This is a genomic window from Nocardiopsis sp. L17-MgMaSL7 (genome assembly GCF_003182025.1).
In the GTDB taxonomy this organism is placed as follows: Bacteria; Actinomycetota; Actinomycetes; order Streptosporangiales; family Streptosporangiaceae; genus Nocardiopsis; species Nocardiopsis prasina.
In genome coordinates, this window is record NZ_QGTF01000006.1 from 258,886 (window position 1) to 276,781 (window position 17,896).

Consider the following 17,896-nt stretch of genomic DNA (forward strand, 5'->3'; position numbering starts at 1 on the left):
CCTAGTCAGCGTTGGCCGTGCCCCGGGAGCCCTCCTACCGGCTCGCCGGGGTCTGGACTCCCTGACCCTAGGTCTCCGAACGCGAGGGAGGGGGTAGCGTCGCTACCCCCTCGACAAGGGGTACGAGTCGTACCCCCGGACCCGCGCCACTCAGGCGACCCGTACTCCGATCCTGCGAGCGAGCGAGCGTACGTCGTCGCGAATCATGCCGTTCCTCGACTCACTGAGCCTGATCACGGCTGAGCGCGCGAACCGGTTGTACCTCGCGGTCTCGGGGGACTCCTCGTAGGCCTTGTTGAGCAGGTGGACGACCGCGATGTCCTCGTTCTGGAGATCGTGTGCACGAGCCGACTCGATCAGGTGGAAGCTCCTCCGGGTGGCCGAGGGCATCGACGCGAGGTCGATCCTGGTCGCCGCCCGAACGGCAGACCCGCCCTGGAGAAGGTCCGCGTTCATGGTGACGGCGTAGGCGTCGACCATCCCCCGACCGAAGATCAGATAGGGGTGCGCGTACTGATCCCCGAGCCGCCGGGCCGCTTGGTCAGCCCGGTCCCAGTAGCGCCACGCGTCCCCGGACTTGCCGACTTTGGCGTGTGACAGGGCAGCTCCGAGTTGCAGCAGACCCCACCGAGCAAGATCCTCGGGGCCGTGGGCGGGCTTGACCAGTCGTGCCGCGCTCATGGCGAGGTCGACCCGGGCTTCATGCCGCTCACCGGCGTCGCGGAACACGTGGTTCATGTACCAGGCAGCCACTGCGATGGCGTGGGGGTCGTCCGCGTCCTGGGCCGCCGCCATCGCCCGGTCCCCGGTGAGGGTCACCAGTTCCTGCGCGGGCTGGAAGCTCACGTAGAGCTGCGCCAGGTGGTACACCTGCGCCAGGGCGGTGAGGGCCCGGCGCCGCTCGTTTCCCTCGACTTGGCGCACGGTCCGCTGGATGTCGGCCAGCAGGTCCGGAATCACTTCGGCCACCCCGCTGCGGTGGTTCCGGTTGCCGTGCCACAGCTGCCATCCGTGCCGCACCCGGTCGGCCACCTGACGAGAGGTCAGAGGTTCCGTGTCCGCGGAGGTCAGGTGATAGGTGGTCAACGCGGTGCGGATCGCGGGCAGCTTCTCGTGTGCGTCACGTGTGACAGTGGTGGCCGACAACCGTTGTTCTCCGGTGAGGTCCGCGAGGTCCTTCACTTGGAGCACCTCGGCGAGCCGCAGCAGCAGCGGTAGCCGGGGCACCTGTAGACGGCCGGTCTCGATCGCTTTGACCCATTCGGCCGAGCGGCCGACGAGCCCGCCCAGGACCGCACGGGTCAGGCCCTTCCGTGTGCGGTGGTGCCGTAGGCGTTTTCCGAAATCGGGCACTTCCGTCGGGGTACAATCGATGGGCATGGCCCCTCCCCTTCCTGATCAGGTCGCACTGTCAGGCTACGGGGCGGGGCCTTTGCCATGAAAGGAATTCACGGAACTCCGCTCCCGCCAATGAGGAATCCCGTTCCCAGGAGGATCAGAGTCAGGTGACCTCGGAATGGTCGGCCTCACCTGTGGGTAGCTCTCTGAGAGCGCTGCGGTCCAGCGTCAGCTGCCCCCCACGGGATCGTCGAAGCATCCTGAAAGGCATCCGTGAACCTCATGCTCGACCCTGGTGTACTCGGCTTCCGGTCCTCCTCGTACAGCGGCGGCAACGGCAACTGTGTCGAGGTCGCTGACCTGACCACCGGGGCTGCCGTCCGTGACACCCAGAACCGCGAGGCCGGACACCTCCTCTTCCCCTGTCAGGAATGGTCAGCCCTCCTCACCGGGGTGCGCGCCGGGAGCTAGAAACACAAAAAGGCCCCGGGAAAAACCCAGGGCCTCTTCGGTGGCTACAGCGGTTCAGGAATCCGGACGCCGCATTCCTGAACCCTGTCGCGATCAGAGGTCGGTGACCTCCGCGTGAGCGGCCTTCCTGACGGCCTCCCGCCCCTGCGCCGGAGTCTCCGCGTTGAGGGCGAGGTTGGCCAGCGCGCGGCACTCCTCCTCGGTGTGCCGCGCCAGCGCGTAGCGCACGGCGGGCAGCGCCGGGGGCGCGGCGGACAGGCTGGTCACGCCGAGTCCCACCAGAACCACCGCGAGCAGCGGGTCTGCGGCGGCCTCACCACACACCCCCACGGAACGCTCCGCCCTCTTCCCTGCCGCCCCCACCTGGCCGATCAGGCTCAGGAGCGCGGGCTGCCAGGGGTCCAGCAGGTCAGGCAGCGAACCCAGGGTGCGGTCGGCCGCCATCGTGTACTGGGCCAGGTCGTTCGTGCCGATGGACACGAAGTCCACCCGGGACAGCAGCCGGTCAGCGAGCAGCGCCGCGGCGGGCACCTCCACCATCACGCCGACCTCGGTGATCCCCGCTTCACGGGCGAGGGTGGCGAACTCCTCGGTCTCGGCGGGCGTGGACACCATCGGCGCCATCACCCGGACCCGGGTGTGCTCGCAGGCCTTCGTCGCGGCCGCGATGGCCGTGAGCTGGTCGGAGAGCAGGTTCGGGTGCACGCGGGTCGTGCGGAAGCCACGCACCCCCAGCGCGGGGTTGTCCTCCTCGCCGGTGTCGGCGAAGGCCAGCGGCTTGTCCGAACCCGCGTCCAGGGTCCGCACGGTGACGGTACGGCCCTCGAAGGCGCGGAACAGCTTGGTGTAGGACTCGGTCTGCTCGGCGACCGTGGGCGGCTCAGCCCTGTCGAGGAACAGGAACTCGGTGCGCAACAGACCGATGCCCTCGCTGTCGTGCGCACCGGCCTCGTCCGGGTCGCCCTCACCCGCGTTGAGGAGCAGCGAAACCGGGACACCGTCGGACGTGCGGCCGGGACCGGAGCTCTCCGCCAGCACGGCCCGACGCCGCTCGGCCCGCAGGCGAACCCGCTCGGCCACCTCGGGGTCCGGATCCACCTCGACGGTTCCCTTGTCCCCGTCCACGGCGACGAGCGTGCCGTCGGTCAGCTCCTCCGCTCCCGGACAGCCCACCACGGCGGGCAGACCCAGGGAACGGGCGAGGATGACGGTGTGGCTGGTGGGACCACCGAGGCGGGTGACGATGGCCTTCACCTGGCTGGTGTCCAGGCGCACGGTGTCGGCGGGCGCGAGGTCCTCGGCCACCAGCACGTGCGGGTGACCGGGGTCGGGCAGCCCGGGCATGGGCAGCCCCAGGAGGACGGACACCGCGCGGTCCCGGATGTCGGCCAGGTCCGCTGCGCGCTCGGCCAGGTAGCCCCCCGCGGCCAGAAGCAGGTCCTGGTAACGGCCACAGGCGTCCCGCACCGCCCAGGCGGCGGCCCGGTTCTCGGTGATGCCCTCCTCGACCTGGCGCCGCAGCTCCGGGTCGCGGGCCATGAGCGCCTGCGCGTTGAGCACGGCCGCGGCCTCACCGTCGAGCCCGGCGGCCCGGCCTTCGAGGTCGGTCGCCACACTCTCCAGAGCGGCGCGCGCGGACTCCTTCTCGGCCCCGACGTCGGTCACCTCGGGCTCGGTCTCCGGGAGTGAGGGTGGGGCCGCCATCCTGGCCACCGGAGCGACGGCCCCACCCGGACCAGCCGCGATGCCTTCCAGTGCCCGGGTGGGGTTCGTCTGCTCCATGTGCGCTCTCCTGAGGGGGTCTGTTTTCGAGTAGCTACCCGGAATCGGTCTGGTGTGCCGGACCGAACCGGAGAAGGGTCAGCGTCAGGGCTGGATGGTGACCTTGACGGCCGTGCCCGAGGCCACGGTCTCGATCGCCTTGTGGACGTCCGACAGCGGCATCCGCTCGGTGATGAGGTCGGCGACCGGGACGGCACCCGAGGAGATCAGTTCGAGGGCCCGCTTGTTGTGCGCGGGGCTGGAGCCGTTGGCACCGAAGATCGAGATCTCCTTGTAGTGCACCACGTTGGAGTCCAGCTGGATGATGGGAGCGTCCTTGGGCAGACCGCCGAAGAAGCTGATCCGGCCGCTGCGCGACACCATGCGGAGCGCGTCCTCCTGGGCCTTCCCGGAGGCGGCGGCGGTGATGACCACGTCCGCGCCGCGCTCACCCGTGAGGCGCAGGACCTCGGCGACGGCGTCGGTCTCCTCGCCGCAGATCGAGGCGTCCGGCTCCACGATGGCGGCGGACATGTCCAGGCGGCCGCGGTTGAGGTCGACCAGGTACACCTTGGCCGCGCCCTTGGCCCGGGCCAGCCGCACGTGCAGGCAGCCGATCGGACCGGCGCCCATGACCACGACCGTGTCGCCCTCGCCCACACCGGCGATCTCCTGGCCGTTGAGCACACAGGCCAGCGGCTCGGCCACGGAGGCCTCGGCGAGGTCGATGTTGTCCGGCACCCGGTTGACACCGTCCACCGCGAGAACGGCCTCGGGGATGATCATGTACTCGGCGAAACCACCGTCGTAGTGGTACCCCATGGACTCCTGCTTGGAGCAGACGGTGAAGCGGCCGTCGGAGCACTCCACGCACTTCCCGCAGGGGATGGCCGCGATGACCTGGACCCGGTCGCCCTCGGCCCAGCCGTCGACGCCCTCGCCGACCTCGACGATCCGGCCCGCGATCTCGTGGCCGATGACCCGGGGCGGGCGGATGTGGTGGTGGCCGTGCTTGGAGATCTTCACGTCGGTGCCGCAGGTGGAGCAGTTGGCGACGGCGATCTTGAGCTGCCCCGGTCCGGGGGTGGGCTCGGGTGCCTGCTCCAGACGGATGTCACCTGGGGCGTAGAAGCGGGCGACGAGCATGTTCGGGCCTTTCTGGTGGGGCTTGGCCGGGGCGGGTTCTCCGCCCCGACCGGTGGAGCGTCTGTTCGGTGGTTGGGGATCAGCCCGCGGCGGGTGCGAGGAGCTCGAGGACGTCCTCGACGCTGGTCGCTCCGCGCAGGCTGGCAGCGCGCTCGGGGTCAGTGAGGACCCCGGCCAGCGAGGACAGCACCTTGAGGTGCTCGTCGCCGGAGGCCGCGATGCCGATGGCGACGTGCACGGTGGGCCCGCCCCAGTCGATCCCCTCCGGGAACTGGATCACGGCCAGGGCCGTCTTCTTGACCATCGTCCGCGAGGCGTCGGTGCCGTGCGGGATGGCCACCCCCTCCCCCACGAAGGTGGGGATGGAGGCCTCGCGCTCGTGCATGGCGGGCACGTAGCCGGGTTCGACGGCGCCGAGCTCCACGAGGAGGGCCCCGCACTGGTCGATGGCGTCGGCGCGGTCCTTGGCGGTCCCGCCGAGCCGCACCGACTCGGCGGTGAGGGTGAGGTCAGTCGCCAAGGGTGCCACCGTCCCGGATGGCCGCCTCCACGCGGGCGAACGCGGGGTCGCCGAGGAACATCTGGAAGGGCACGACCACGGTGTCGCCCGCCCGGTGGCGGGCGCGGTCGACGAGACCGGCGTGGCAGAGGACGAGGTCGGCGTCCTCGGGGATGCGGTCGACCGGCGAGTGCTCGACGGTGACGCCGTGGGGCGACAGGCTCTTCTTGAGCTGCGAGGTGAGCAGGACGCTGCTGCCCATCCCGGCGTCGCAGGCGACGACGACCTTCTTGATGTCGGAGCCTTCGATGGTGGCCATGAACGGTTCTCCCAGTTCTGTGGTGGTTGGGGTTTCGGTGGGCTACTCGCCCTGGTCTGCCTTGGCCTTCTCCGCCTCGGCGGCCTCCCGCTCAGCCTTGCGCTCGGCCCGGCCGAAGCCGAGGAGCAGCGAGGCGACGGCGAACGACGCGAGCGTTCCGACCAGGACTCCGGCCAGGACACCGATGTGGTCGCCGCGCGGGGTGACCGCCATGAGGGCGAAGATGCTGCCGGGCGCCGGGGTGGCGAGCAGGCCGACATCGAAGAGGAGGAACGTGGTGATGCCGGACATGCCACCGGCGATCGCCGCGAGGATGAGCTTCGGCTGGGCGAGGATGTACGGGAAGTAGATCTCGTGGATGCCACCGAAGAAGTGGATGATGATCGCACCGGGGGCGGTCGCCCTGCTCAGCTTCGGGCCGAAGAGCATGCAGGCCACAAGGATGCCCAGACCCGGGCCGGGGCTGGTCTCGATGAGGAACTCGATGGCCTTGCCCTGGTCGGCGACCCGCACCACGCCCAGGGGTCCGAGGACACCGTGGTTGATGGCGTTGTTGAGGAACAGGACCTTGGCGGGCTCGATGATGATCGAGACCAGCGGCAGCAGCGACAGGTCGATGAGGAACTGCACGCCCCGGCCGAGCCAGGAGGCGATGGTGGTGACCACAGGGCCGATGGCGTAGAGCCCCGTGATGGCCATGAGGCCACCGAGGATGCCGGCGCTGAAGTTGTTGACCAGCATCTCGAAGCCGCTGGGGGTCCTGGGCTGGAGGACCTTGTCGATCTGCTTGATCAGGTACGCGGCGAGCGGACCGGCCAGCATCGCGCCGAGGAACATCGGGATGTCGGCGGAGACGATCACACCGATGGTGGCGATGGCACCGACCACGCCGCCGCGCTTGTCGTAGATGAGGTGACCGCCGGTGTACCCGATCAGCAGCGGCAGCAGGAAGCCGATCATCGGGTCGACGAGCTGGGCCATGTGCTCGTTGGGCCACCAGCCGTCGGGGATGAACAGCGCCGTGATGAGGCCCCAGGCGATGAACGCGCCGATGTTGGGCATCACCATGCTCGCCAGGAAGCCGCCGAAGCGCTGGACTCCCGAGCGCACGTTGACGAGTCTGCTCTGCTGGGTTGACATGGGGGAACCTCCTGGGAGGTCCGGCGGGCGGTCTGCCTCGGCCGGGGAGAGAGTGGTTGTGGGGTGGGTCAGACGGCGCGGACGTTGGGACCGGCCGTCTCCAGTTCGTCCGCGAGTCCGTCGGCGAGTCCGTTGTCGGTGATGACGAGGTCGAGGTCCTCGACAGCGGCGAAACGGGCGAAGTGGTCGTTGCCGACCTTGGTGTGGTCGGCGAGGAGCACGGAGCGCCGAGAGGAGGCGATCATGGCCCTCTTGACCTCGGCCTCGGCCGGGTCGGGGGTGGTCAGGCCTCGTTCGACGGACACTCCGTTGGAGGCCATGAAGGCCACGTCGACGTAGCACTCGGCGAGGGCGCGCAGGGCCCAGGACTCGACGCTGGCCTGGGTCCGGGTCCGGATACGGCCGCCGAGAAGCATGAGGTTGATGTTGGTTCGTGGGGTGAGGGTGAGAGCTATTGAGAGGGAGTTGGTGACGACGGTGAGCTCGCGGTCCGTGGGCAGCTGTTCGGCCAGACGCCCCGTGGTGGATCCCGCGTCCAGGAGGATGGCGCCCTCGTCCGGAAGTTCGGCGAGCGCGGCCTTGGCGATCCGCTCCTTCTCCTGGGTCATGACGGAGTCGCGCACAGTGAGGGCGGGCTCGAAGCCCAGTCGCTCGACGGGGATCGCGCCACCGTGGACCCTGCGCAGGACCCCGTGCCGCTCAAGGGCGGTGAGGTCGCGGCGGACGGTCTCGTAGGTCACGTCGAACTCCGAGGCGAGACCCGTCACGTCGACCCGACCATCGTGGCGGGCGCGTTCGAGGATCACCTTCTGGCGCTCTTCCGCGTACATGTTGGATCACCTGTGTTTCGGTGTGGTTTTCGGTGAGTTTAATGGTGTTGCATGGGACACACAAGGGGTATCTCACCCCAATATCCCAGCAACCCCACCAGGTTGTCAGCAGAAGGATCATCCGACCCTCGGGCGTTGTGACCAGGAGACAGCACGGGTCACGCGACCCTCGGTCCCCCGAGAAGCATCCATCGGATCCGCGTCACACCATTGACACACACAGACAAACACACATAATCAAAGACAGAACCACATCCCCCATGGAGACACCCACAGCCAGCGGAACCCCACCTCCTCGGGCGCACCCCTCCACTGCGGAGGCACCCGGACCGGGCGCGTCACACCCCTCGAAGAGAGCACCCATGATCCTGACCCTCACCCCGAACCCGAGCGTCGACCACACCCTTGAGGTCGACCGCCTCGTCCGAGGCGAGGTGCTCCGCGTGCGCGACACCCGCTCCCAGGCGGGCGGCAAGGGAGTGAACGTCTCCCGGGCCCTGTTCGGCAACGGGGTCACCACACGCGCGCTCCTCCCTGTCGGCGGCGGCGGTGGGGCCGAACTCGTCACCCTCCTCGGCGACCTGCCCCGCGTCACCGTGCCCATCGCTGGTGAGACCCGCGGGAACGTCACCGTCACCGAGTCCGACGGCACCACCACCAAGCTCAACGCCGCCGGCCCCGTGATGTCCCCCGAGGAGGTCGAGGCCCTGCTCGACGCCCTGGAGGACGAGCTGACCCGCTCCCCCGCCTGGGTGGTGGCGAGCGGCAGCCTCCCCGCCGGGGTCCCCGAGGACCTGTACGTGCGGGTCGCGAGTCTGGCCGCCGCCCACGGCGTGCCCCTGGCCCTGGACACCTCCGGTGCGCCGCTGACCGCCGCCGCCAAGGCCGGATCCATCACCCTGCTCAAGCCCAACCAGGAGGAGCTCGCGGCGCTGGTCGACCGCGAGCTGACCACCCTCGGCGACGTCACCGAGGCGGCCCGTGAGGTCCTCGCCTGGGGAAACGAGTCCGCGCTGGTCACCCTGGGCGGCCACGGAGCGCTCCTCGTCACGGAGCGGGACGTGCGTTGGGCACGCGGACCCCGGGTCCGCACCCGGAGTACCGTGGGCGCGGGTGACAGCGCGCTCGCGGGATTCCTCGCCGGAGACGGCTCCCCAGAGGAGCGCCTCCGTCAGGCCGTGGCCTGGGGGACCGCGGCCGTCGCGCTTCCGGGAACGACCGTCCCCCACCCCGACGACGTCGCCACCGACGGCGTCAGCCCGGCGACCGAGCCCGACCCTGACTGGCGCATCGAACCGTCGTCGTGACCACCCGTTCCACAGCCACACACCACCGTGACCGGGGCCGGACCTCCCGGCCCCGCCCGACACCCTCCAAGGACTGACATGCCCGAGCGCACCGTTGTCATCGGATCCCTCCTCGGCCTGCACGCCCGGCCCGCGACACTCTTCGTCCAGGCGGTCAACGAGACCGGTCTGCCCGTGACCGTCTCCCGCGCGGACCACAAGCCGGTGGACGCCCGCAGCGTGCTGGCGGTCATGGCGATGGGGGCCTCGCACGGCGAGACCATCACGCTGACCTGCGAGGACGAGAACTCGGACGCGGCCCTGGACGGCCTGGTGGAGATGCTCGGCAAGGAACTGGACCCGAAGTAGCCGGGACCGGGGCGGGCGGCCGTCCCCGCCCGCCCCTCCAGGCCAGCCCGCCCCTCAGATCAGTCCGCCCCTCAGATCAGCCCGCCGTCGAGTAGACGGACGGCCTCCTCGCGCATCTGGACCTTGCGGACCTTGCCGGTGACCGTCATGGGGAACTCGTCCACCACGTGGACGTAGCGCGGGATCTTGTAGTGCGCGATCCGGCCCTCGCAGAAGGCGCGCAGGGCCTCGGCGGTGAGGGGATCGGCGCCGTCGCGCATGCGCACCCAGACCATCAGCTCCTCGCCGTACCTCTGGTCCGGAACCCCGATGACCTGGGCGTCCAGCAGGTCGGGGTGGGTGTACAGCAGCTCCTCCACCTCGCGCGGGTAGATGTTCTCGCCGCCCCGGATCACCATGTCCTTGATGCGGCCGGTGATGCTCACGTAGCCGTCGTCGTCCATGACGGCGAGGTCGCCGGTGTGCATCCAGCGGCCCGCGTCGACCGCCTCGGCCGTCTTGTCCGGCTGGTTCCAGTAGCCGAGCATCACCGAGTAGCCCCGGGTGCACAGTTCGCCGGGGACGCCGCGCGGGACCGTGACCCCGGAGGCGGGGTCGATGACCTTCACCTCCAGATGCGGCCCGACCCTGCCCACGGTGGACACCCGGCGCTCCAGCGAGTCGTCGGTCCGCGTCTGGGTGCTCACCGGGGAGGTCTCCGTCATCCCGTAGCAGATCGACACTCCGGCCATCCCCATCCGGTCGATGACCTGGCGCATCACCTCGACCGGGCAGGGCGACCCGGCCATGATCCCGGTGCGCAGCGTGGAGAGGTCGTAGGAGTCGAAGTCGGGAAGGGCCAGCTCGGCGATGAACATGGCGGGCACGCCGTACAGCGAGGTGCAGCGCTCCGCCTGGACGGCGTCGAGCGCGGCGGCGGGGTCGAACCCGGGGCCCGGGATGACCATGCACGCGCCGTGGCTGGTGGCGGCCAGGTTTCCCATCACCATGCCGAAGCAGTGGTAGAAGGGCACGGGGATGCAGATCCGGTCGGCCTCGGTGTATCCCAGCAGCTCACCGACGGAGTAGCCGTTGTTGAGGATGTTGTGGTGGGAGAGGGTCGCGCCCTTGGGGAACCCGGTCGTGCCGGAGGTGTACTGGATGTTGACCGGGTCGTCCGGGGAGAGCGTGGCCTCGACCTCGTGGAGTCCGTCCGGATCGCCCCCGTCACCGGCGGCGAGCAGCGCCGCCCAGGCCGGGCCGTCGAAGAGCACCACCTCGCGCAGCTCGGGGCACTTGCCGCGCACCTGCTCGATCATCGCGGCGTAGTCGGAGGACTTGAACGAGGGCGCGGCGACCAGCACCGAGATCCCCGCCTGGTTGAGCACGTACTCCAACTCGTGGGTGCGGTAGGCGGGGTTGATGTTCACCATGACGGCGCCGACGCGGGCGGTCGCGTACTGGACGAGGACCCACTCGGTCCGGTTGGGCGCCCAGACGCCGACCCGGTCCCCCTTCACCACGCCGAGGTCGAGCAGTCCCAGCGCCACCCGCTCGACCTCCGCGCCGAACTCCCGGTAGGTGAGCCGGAGCCCGGAGGCCCGGTCCACCAGGGCGTCCCGGTCGGGGTGCGCGGCCACGGTCCGGGCCAGGTCGCCGCCGATGGTGTCGCCGAGCAGAGGGGTGGTGGAGGTGCCGGAGGCGTAGCTGGGAAGGGCGGCGTTCACACTCAAGTCCAGGCTCCTAGCCGTGCGGGACAGTGGATCCCACGCCCGGAGGAGCACTGGCCGCACCCCTCCGGACATGTAAGCCAGATCACACTTATCACGCACCCCGGCCCGAGGGAAGGCCTTCCCTCCGCCCCGGGAGGACGCCTACTCCTTGACTCGGTGCACCTTGTGCGCGGCCGCCTGGGCGCGCGGACGGACCACGAGCAGGTCGACGTTGACGTGCGGCGGCCGGGTGATCGCCCAGACGATGGTGTCGGCCACGTCCTCGGCGCTCAGCGGGTCCGGAACCCCGGCGTACACGGCCTCGGCACGCTCGGCGTCCCCGCGCAGGCGGTTGAGGGAGAACTCCTCGGTCTTGACCATGCCGGGAGCCACCTCCAGGACGCGGACCGGTTCCCCGCACAGTTCCAGGCGCAGGGTGGCGGCCAGGGTGTGGGCTCCGTGCTTGGCGGCCACGTAACCGCCGCCGCCCTCGTAGACGCCGTGTCCGGCCACCGAGGAGACGACCAGGACGGTGCCGTCCCCGCTGGCGATGAGCTTGGGCAGCAGGGCCTGGGTCATGTTGAGCACGCCCAGGACGTTGACCTCGTACATGCGCCGCCAGTCGGCGGGGTCACCGTTGGCGACGGTCTCGGTGCCGATCGCCCCGCCCGCGTTGTTGACCAGCACGTCACAGGAGCCCAGCTCCTCGGCGAAGGCGTCGACATCCGCGCGGTCGGTGACGTCGAGGACCCGGGCGCGGGCCGAGTGACCGCTGCCGGTGATCTCCTCGGCGAGCGCCTCGATCCGGTCGGCGCGGCGGGCCACCAGGACCACCTCGTAGCCCTCGGCGGCGAGCCCGCGCGCGGTGGCGGCACCGATCCCGCTGCTGGCTCCGGTGACGACCGCGGTCGCTGTCATGTGGTTCCTCCCAAGGTCAGGTGTCGCGCCGAGCGTATCCGGGGACGGGGTCCCCACCGCGTGGCGGGGCCGCCGTGTCCCCAGGGGCCGAGTCGACCCTGGGGGGCCGAGAAAACGCGTGGAGTGACGGGACCGGGCGCTGTTAGCGTCGGCGAAACCTCACCGGCCCGGTGCACGGGTCCTGACGGAAGCGGACCGCCCATGTCCCACAGCACTTCCGACCAAGCCCCCACGGACGAACCCGCGCCTTCCGGTCCGCAGCCCCCTCCCCCGGAGGGGAGGCGGTTCACGCTGCTGGCCCGGCTCAGCGTCTTCACGCTGATCAGCACCACGGCCGACTTCGCCTTCGGCGCGGTCTTCGTCACCGTGATCCTCGCCCGCGGGGCCGATCCCTGGGCCGTGGGCCTGATCCTGGCGGGGGGCCACCTCATCGGACTGGTCATGGAGGCGCCCAGCGGCGCCCTCGGTGACCGGTACGGACACCGCCGCCTGCTGACGCTCGGCCTCCTGGTGTGGGGTTCGGGTTTCGTCGCCCTCGGCCTGGCGGACGGACTCGTGTTCACCGTGGTGGGCGTGTGTCTGGGCAACATCGGCATGTCCCTGAAGTCCGGCACCCTCAACGCGATCCTCATCAACCGCACCGGCCCCCACGACAGGAACGCGCGCATCACGAGGATCGTGCGGGTCGGCGCGGTGTCCACGCGAATGGGTTCCGTGCTCGGGGCGGCCTCGGTGATGGTGGCGGGCACGTGGCTGTCGGCGGGCACGATGATCGCCGTGGGAGGTGTCCTCGTCCTCCTGCTGGGCCTTCTGGCCCCCGTGTGCTTCCCCGCGACCCCGGGTCAGCCGGACCGGAGGATCGGCGCCATCGTCCTGGAGTCGGTGGTGCTGGTGGCCTCCCGCCGCTTCCTGCCTCCCGTGGTGCTGGCGCTGTCCCTGATGGTCGCCACCATGCTGCTCGTCGTGTCCTGGCAGCCCATGCTCCTGGCACAGTACGGCGACGACGATGTGCGCCTGAACGGTCTGGTGCTCCTGCTCATGAGCCTCTCGCTGGCCGCCGGTGCGGCATGCGCCCGTTGGGTGCACCAGGACCGGCCGCACGTGTGGGGCGCGCTCCTGTCGATGGGCATCGGACTGCCACTGGTCCTGGCGGCCCACGGGGTGGTTCCGCTCGTGGCGGGGTTGGTGGCTGCGGAGTTCCTGATCGGGCTGGGCGGTGTGCTGTCCGGGGCGTGGTGCCAACTGATGTTCACCGACGCCAACCGGAACACGATGTTCTCGGCCGTGACGGTGGTGACGCTGCTCGGGAGCGCCCTCACCAGCAGCTCGTTCGGTTGGTTGTGGGACCTGTGGGGTATCCCCGTCGCCGTGTCCGTCCTGGCGGTGTTCGCCCTGGTGCTGGCGTCGGCCGCGCTGGTACTCACCAGACTCCTGCCCGAGTCGACGGACTTCACCTGGGCCGTGCGGCGGAACGAGGACGCGGCCCGGGGCCGATCCGCACCCTCCTGTTAACCTGCGCGCAGGTCACGCGGTCCCGCACCGGACCCCCGTGGGAAGGCGAAGAGCATGAACCTGCCCGAACTCCTCGGTACACGGAGGATCCTCCAGGCCCCCATGGCCGGAGGCACGTCCACCCCCACCCTGGTCCACGCGGTGGACGGAGCGGGCGGTCTGGGGTCACTGGCCGCTGGCTACCTGTCCGTGGAGGCGCTGGCCGCTCGGATCGCCGAGGTGCGCGTGTTGGGGACCGAGGTGTTCGGCGTGAACGTGTTCGTCCCCTCCGGTTCACCGGCGCCCGCGTCCGTGCTCGACGACTACCGAGTCGACCTCGCGAAGGAGGCCCTGCGGCTCGGGGCCGAGGTCGGCCCCGCCACCCACGACGACGACGCCTGGGACGCCAAGATCGACCTGTTGGTGAGCGAGCCGGTCTCCTTGGTGAGCTTCACTTTCGGCTGTCCGTCTGCGGCGGTGCTGGAGCGGCTGCGCGAGGCGGGTTCGGCCACCGTCGTCGCCGCCACCACCGTCGAGGAGGCCCGGACCGCCGTGGCCCGCGGCGCCGACGGCGTGTGCGTGCAGGGCCTGGAAGCGGGCGGGCACCGTGCCACCTTCGACCCCGCTCAGGGCGACGACAGGCCCCTGCTCACGCTGCTGCCCGAGGTGGTGCGCGCCGTCGACGTGCCGGTGATCGCGGCCGGAGGCATCATGACCGGTGAGGACGTCGTCGGTGCCCTCGCTGCCGGGGCCACCGCCGTCCAGCTGGGCACGGCCTTCCTCCGGTGCCCGGAGAGCGGCGCGCAGCCCGCGCACAAGGCCGCGCTGGCTGATCCGGCCTTCGGTGAGACCTCCCTGACCCGGGCGTTCACCGGACGCCCGGCGCGCGGGCTCACCAACCGGTTCATGGTCGAGCATCCGGACGCGCCCGACGCCTACCCCGAGGTGCACCACATGACCGGGCCGCTGCGCGCCGCCGCGGCGCGGGCCGGTGACACCGGGGGCATGGCCCTGTGGGCGGGGACCGGGTTCCGCCAGGCCCGCGAGGTGCCCGCGGCGGAGCTGGTCACCGAGCTGCGCGACGCCGCCGGGCGCCCCTGAGGCGCGGGATTCGGCGGGGCCAGTCGTCGGTGAGATCCTGGGCTGAGCCCCCGGGCTCCACGGGCGAGGGCGGCTCGACTGTCGGTGCCGGCCCCTAGAGTGGCCGTTCCCCCAGCGTCCACCCCCGGGAGCCCTCGTGACCCAGACCGGTCAGCGCCGTTCCCTGTGGCGCTTCAGCCGCGACGAACGCACACTCGTGCTGGGTTCGCTGCTCAACTCCATGGCGTTCTTCGCCGCCCTGCCGTTCGCCGCGCTCTACCTCGCGGACCGGACGGAACTGTCCGCCGCGGGGATCGGCGCGGTGGTCGGTGGCATTCCGCTGATCGCCGCGTTCGGCGGCCTCCTGAGCGGGATGGTCGCCGACCGGTTCGGCGCCGTCCGGCTCATGCGGTGGGGACTCCTGCTGAACGTGCTGGTCTACTCGGCACTGGCCCTGGCCTCCGCTCCCGCCGCCATCGTGGCGCTCTTCCTCAGCCTGGGCGTGGCGCGCACGATGGTCGAACCGAGCATGAAGAAGCTGCTCTCCCTGTCCGACACCGGCGACGGCCGGATCTTCCGGGTCCGCTACATCACCCTGTGTATGGGTGCGATCGTCGGACCGGCCGTGGGCGGCGTCCTGTTCCACGTGGGTCCCGCGGCGTTCTTCCTGGCCCCGGCGGCCTTCTTCGCGCTCTACCTGTCAGTGGTGGTGGTGCGCGGCGCGGAGTTGACGCGCTTGGAGACCTCCTCCAGGAGCACCGCCCCGGTTCCGTGGACCGACGCCCTGCGTGACCGCCACCTGATGGCCGCCATCGGCGCGGGAGCGGTGGTCTTCCTGATCATGGCCCAGATGGACACGTCCATCCCGCTGTACATGAAGGGCGCCTACGGCGACCGGACGGAGTACCTGTTCGCCTCGTTGCTGGTGCTGAACGCCGCCCTGGCCCTGGCGGTACAGCCCCCGGTGATCTGGCTGTCCGAGCGCCTCCCCCGGGGGCCGTTGGTGACCCTGGGGTGCGTGTTCTTCGCGGTCGCCTTCGTCTGCGTGTGGCTGGGCACGACCAACGTGGTCCTTCTGTACGTGGCCATCGTGTTCTGGACCCTGGGCGAGGCGATCCTGCTGCCGCTGCCGGACGTGGCGGTGCACTCCCTGGCCACGGACGACCGCAAGGGCGCCTACTTCGGCCTGTCCGAACTGCGCTACCTCGGGTTCTTCGTCGGTCCCGTCCTGGGCGGAACCCTCCTGGACCTGTCCGCCCCCTCCTACTTCGCCGTCATGGGGGCCGCCGTCTTCCTGTGCGTCCCCCTGCTCCTGCGCTCCTTCAAGGAGGAGCCCCGGCCCCGGGCCTGAGTACGGGGAGGCACCCCGTGGTCCGTCGGCCCCGGGGCGCGGAGGTGGCGGTCCGCCCATGGGTCGTCCCGCTCCGCCTCCGCGCCCCCTGAGGCCCCGTGGATCAGCGGGCGCTGATGAGGACGTAGCGGCGCAGGGCCAGCGGGGCGAAGATGGCGATGATCACGGCCGAGGACAGCGCCGCGTACAGCACCGCGTTCTCCGCGGGCCAGCCGGTCGGCTGCGCCAGGCCCGGCGGCGGGGCGTTGCCGAACAGCTCCCTGGCGGCCGAGGCGACCGCCGTGACCGGGTTCCACTCCGCGACGACCCGCAGCGGCGCGGGCATGCCCTCGATGGAGACGAAGGCACCCGACACGAACGCGACCGGGAACAGCCAGACCAGGCCCAGGCTCTGGGCCACCTCGACGCTGCGGGCGGTCAGCGCGATGAAGACCCCGATCCAGGAGGTCGCGAAGGCGAAGAAGAGCAGGAGGGCCACGCCCAGGACCACCTCGCTCGCCCCCGTGGTGACCCGCCATCCGATCAGGAGCCCGCACACGGCCGTGACCAGCAGCGACAGGGAACTCGTCGCCAGGTCCGAGAGGGTTCGGCCCAGGATGACGGCGATCCGGGACATGGGCAGCGACCGGTAGCGGTCGACGATGCCCTTCTGGAGGTCGTTGGCCAGCCCGACCGCCGTGAAGGACGAGTTGAACAGCAGGGTCTGCGCGAAGATGCCGCCGATCAGGAACTCCCGGTACTGCGCGCCGCCCAGGCTGCCGCCGAAGACGAAGGCGAGCAGCAGGACGAACATCACCGGCTGGATGACCCCCGCGACCATGGATCCCGGGGTGCGCACGACGTGGAGCAGGTTCCGGTGGGCGACGACCCCGCTGTCGCTCACCGATCTCATCAGCGCGTTCACCGCGGCCCTCCCGCCAGTGAGGCGGGCTCGGCGGCCTCGCCCTCGTCACGTCCGGTCAGTTCCAGGAACACCTCGTCCAGGGTGGGGCGGCGCAGCGCCACCTCGACCACGGGGACACCGCCCCGTTGCAGCGCCGCCAGAGCCCCGGTCAGCGCCGACTGCCCCTCCGAGGTGCCCACCGAGAGCCGCCTGGCGCCCGGATCGGTCTCGGGTCGGCCGTTGCCGTGGTCCGCGACGATCCCCGCGGCCGAATCCAGGTCGGCGGCGTCGGCGAGGACGAAGTCCATCCGAGCCCCGCCCATGTGCTCCTTGAGGGCGTCCGCGCTGCCCCGGGCGATCACCGTTCCCTTGTCGATGACCACGATCGTGTCCGAGAGCTGGTCGGCCTCCTCCAGGTACTGCGTGGTCAGCAGGACCGTGGTCCCGTCCTCCACGAGGGTGGAGACGATCTCCCAGGTGTCCATGCGCCCGCGCGGGTCCAGGCCGGTCGTGGGTTCGTCGAGCACGACCACCTCGGGCCGGGCCACCAGGGCCCCGGCCAGGTCCAGGCGGCGGCGCATACCGCCCGAGTAGGCGCCCGACCGCTGGTCCGCGACATCGGAGAGCCGGAACCGCCTCAGCAGTTCCCGGGCGCGCTCGGCCGCCTGCGCGCGGTTCATCCCGTACAGACGGCCCACCATGCGCAGGTTCTCGAAACCGGTGAGCTTCTCGTCCACCGCCGCGTACTGGCCGGAGAGCCCGATGCTGCGGCGGACCGCGCCCGGGTCGGCCACCACGTCGTGACCGGCGACCCGGACCCGCCCGCCGTCCGGCCGGAGCAGGGTGGTCAGCACGCGGACGGTGGTGGTCTTGCCCGCCCCGTTGGGGCCGAGCAGCCCCAGGACGTGCCCGCGCGGCACGGCCAGGTCGATGCCCCGTAGCGCGCGGTGTCGCCCGAAGGACTTGGTCAGTCCCTCGACCTCGATGACATGGTCGTCCCCGTCCACGTCACTCCCTTCGTGGTTGGGGGCCCGGCCGCGCGGCCGGGCCCGGGGTTCTCAGGCGGCGTCGAGCTGGCGCACCCGGTGGGGCCGCATGTCGGTCCAGTTGGTGTCGATGTAGGAGAGGCACTCCTGGCGCTCGGCCGGACCGTGGCGCACGACCCAGCCGGCCGGGACCGGGACGAAGGCGGGCCACAGGGAGTGCTGGTCCTCGGCGTTGACCAGGACCAGGAAGGAGGCGTCGGTGTCGTCGAACGGGTTCTGCATGGCTGTGTGCCCTTCTGTGTTCGTGCGGCTCGTGATCACGGCCGCGGATTGTCGG

General features: G+C 70.8%; 18 protein-coding genes. 6 read left to right on the plus strand and 12 right to left on the minus strand.

The features are described from left to right. Positions 1–150: 150 nt before the first annotated feature. Positions 151–1,353: a helix-turn-helix transcriptional regulator gene (locus BDW27_RS12875; protein WP_233515741.1), complete on the minus strand. Its 1,203-nt coding sequence runs from the start codon at positions 1,351–1,353 to the stop codon at positions 151–153. Positions 1,354–1,620: 267 nt separating this feature from the next. Between BDW27_RS12875 and BDW27_RS12880 the strand changes: the two genes are divergently transcribed. After that, entirely contained in the window at positions 1,621–1,809 is a 189-nt protein-coding gene (locus BDW27_RS12880; RefSeq protein ID WP_110049535.1) for a DUF397 domain-containing protein, read from the plus strand. 93 nt (positions 1,810–1,902) lie between these two features. On the opposite strand, the gene ptsP is transcribed toward BDW27_RS12880, so the two are convergent. The 6 genes from ptsP to BDW27_RS12905 form a co-directional block, all read right to left on the minus strand. Next, positions 1,903–3,591 carry a phosphoenolpyruvate--protein phosphotransferase gene (gene ptsP / locus BDW27_RS12885; RefSeq protein WP_110049459.1) on the minus strand — a complete coding sequence of 563 codons (1,689 nt, stop codon included), beginning with the start codon at positions 3,589–3,591 and terminating at the stop codon, positions 1,903–1,905. 84 nt (positions 3,592–3,675) lie between these two features. Continuing rightward, positions 3,676–4,716 carry a zinc-dependent dehydrogenase gene (locus BDW27_RS12890; RefSeq protein WP_110049460.1) on the minus strand — a complete coding sequence of 347 codons (1,041 nt, stop codon included), beginning with the start codon at positions 4,714–4,716 and terminating at the stop codon, positions 3,676–3,678. Between the two features lie 79 nt (positions 4,717–4,795). Beyond that, positions 4,796–5,236: a PTS sugar transporter subunit IIA gene (locus BDW27_RS12895; protein ID WP_017544102.1), complete on the minus strand. Its 441-nt coding sequence runs from the start codon at positions 5,234–5,236 to the stop codon at positions 4,796–4,798. Next, positions 5,226–5,534: a PTS lactose transporter subunit IIB gene (locus tag BDW27_RS27485; protein ID WP_017544103.1), complete on the minus strand. Its 309-nt coding sequence runs from the start codon at positions 5,532–5,534 to the stop codon at positions 5,226–5,228. The genes BDW27_RS12895 and BDW27_RS27485 overlap by 11 nt, the downstream gene beginning before the upstream one ends. 42 nt (positions 5,535–5,576) lie before the next feature. Further along, positions 5,577–6,674, minus strand: a complete 1,098-nt coding sequence (mtlA, locus tag BDW27_RS12900; RefSeq protein ID WP_199560640.1) for a PTS mannitol transporter subunit IICB — start codon at positions 6,672–6,674, stop codon at positions 5,577–5,579. Between the two features lie 68 nt (positions 6,675–6,742). After that, positions 6,743–7,504: a DeoR/GlpR family DNA-binding transcription regulator gene (locus BDW27_RS12905; RefSeq protein ID WP_017544105.1), complete on the minus strand. Its 762-nt coding sequence runs from the start codon at positions 7,502–7,504 to the stop codon at positions 6,743–6,745. A gap of 362 nt (positions 7,505–7,866) precedes the next feature. Between BDW27_RS12905 and pfkB the strand changes: the two genes are divergently transcribed. Together pfkB and BDW27_RS12915 are read left to right on the plus strand one after the other, a co-directional pair. Then, entirely contained in the window at positions 7,867–8,811 is a 945-nt protein-coding gene (gene pfkB, locus BDW27_RS12910) for a 1-phosphofructokinase (RefSeq protein ID WP_017544106.1), read from the plus strand. A 78-nt stretch (positions 8,812–8,889) separates the two neighbouring features. Continuing rightward, positions 8,890–9,159 (plus strand): HPr family phosphocarrier protein, encoded by a 270-nt coding sequence (locus tag BDW27_RS12915; protein ID WP_017544107.1) that lies wholly within the window; start codon positions 8,890–8,892, stop codon positions 9,157–9,159. A gap of 71 nt (positions 9,160–9,230) precedes the next feature. Here BDW27_RS12915 and BDW27_RS12920 read toward each other — a convergent pair whose 3' ends face one another. Together BDW27_RS12920 and BDW27_RS12925 are read right to left on the minus strand one after the other, a co-directional pair. Then, entirely contained in the window at positions 9,231–10,865 is a 1,635-nt protein-coding gene (locus tag BDW27_RS12920; RefSeq protein WP_370446493.1) for an AMP-binding protein, read from the minus strand. A 147-nt stretch (positions 10,866–11,012) separates the two neighbouring features. Beyond that, positions 11,013–11,768, minus strand: a complete 756-nt coding sequence (locus BDW27_RS12925) for an SDR family oxidoreductase (RefSeq protein ID WP_017544109.1) — start codon at positions 11,766–11,768, stop codon at positions 11,013–11,015. A 201-nt stretch (positions 11,769–11,969) separates the two neighbouring features. Here BDW27_RS12925 and BDW27_RS12930 point away from each other — a divergent pair, with 201 nt between their 5' ends. The 3 genes from BDW27_RS12930 to BDW27_RS12940 all read left to right on the plus strand — a co-directional run bounded on the left by BDW27_RS12930 (position 11,970) and on the right by BDW27_RS12940 (position 15,690). Then, positions 11,970–13,280: an MFS transporter gene (locus tag BDW27_RS12930; RefSeq protein WP_110049462.1), complete on the plus strand. Its 1,311-nt coding sequence runs from the start codon at positions 11,970–11,972 to the stop codon at positions 13,278–13,280. Positions 13,281–13,334: 54 nt separating this feature from the next. Then, positions 13,335–14,360, plus strand: coding sequence for a nitronate monooxygenase (locus BDW27_RS12935; protein WP_110049463.1), 1,026 nt, complete (start codon positions 13,335–13,337; stop codon positions 14,358–14,360). Positions 14,361–14,496: 136 nt separating this feature from the next. After that, positions 14,497–15,690 (plus strand): MFS transporter, encoded by a 1,194-nt coding sequence (locus BDW27_RS12940; RefSeq protein ID WP_110049464.1) that lies wholly within the window; start codon positions 14,497–14,499, stop codon positions 15,688–15,690. A gap of 103 nt (positions 15,691–15,793) precedes the next feature. Here the strand turns inward: BDW27_RS12940 and BDW27_RS12945 are convergent, their stop codons facing one another. The 3 genes from BDW27_RS12945 to BDW27_RS12955 are packed head-to-tail and all read right to left on the minus strand — an operon-like array spanning position 15,794 to position 17,841. Further along, the gene (locus tag BDW27_RS12945) at positions 15,794–16,594 is read right to left on the minus strand and encodes an ABC transporter permease (RefSeq protein WP_110049465.1); all 801 of its coding nucleotides are present in this window, start codon (positions 16,592–16,594) and stop codon (positions 15,794–15,796) included. Then, positions 16,591–17,580, minus strand: coding sequence for an ATP-binding cassette domain-containing protein (locus BDW27_RS12950; RefSeq protein WP_110049466.1), 990 nt, complete (start codon positions 17,578–17,580; stop codon positions 16,591–16,593). Before BDW27_RS12950 ends, BDW27_RS12945 begins: the two co-directional genes overlap by 4 nt. A gap of 51 nt (positions 17,581–17,631) precedes the next feature. Further along, positions 17,632–17,841: an MbtH family protein gene (locus tag BDW27_RS12955; protein WP_017544117.1), complete on the minus strand. Its 210-nt coding sequence runs from the start codon at positions 17,839–17,841 to the stop codon at positions 17,632–17,634. Positions 17,842–17,896 lie beyond the last annotated feature (55 nt).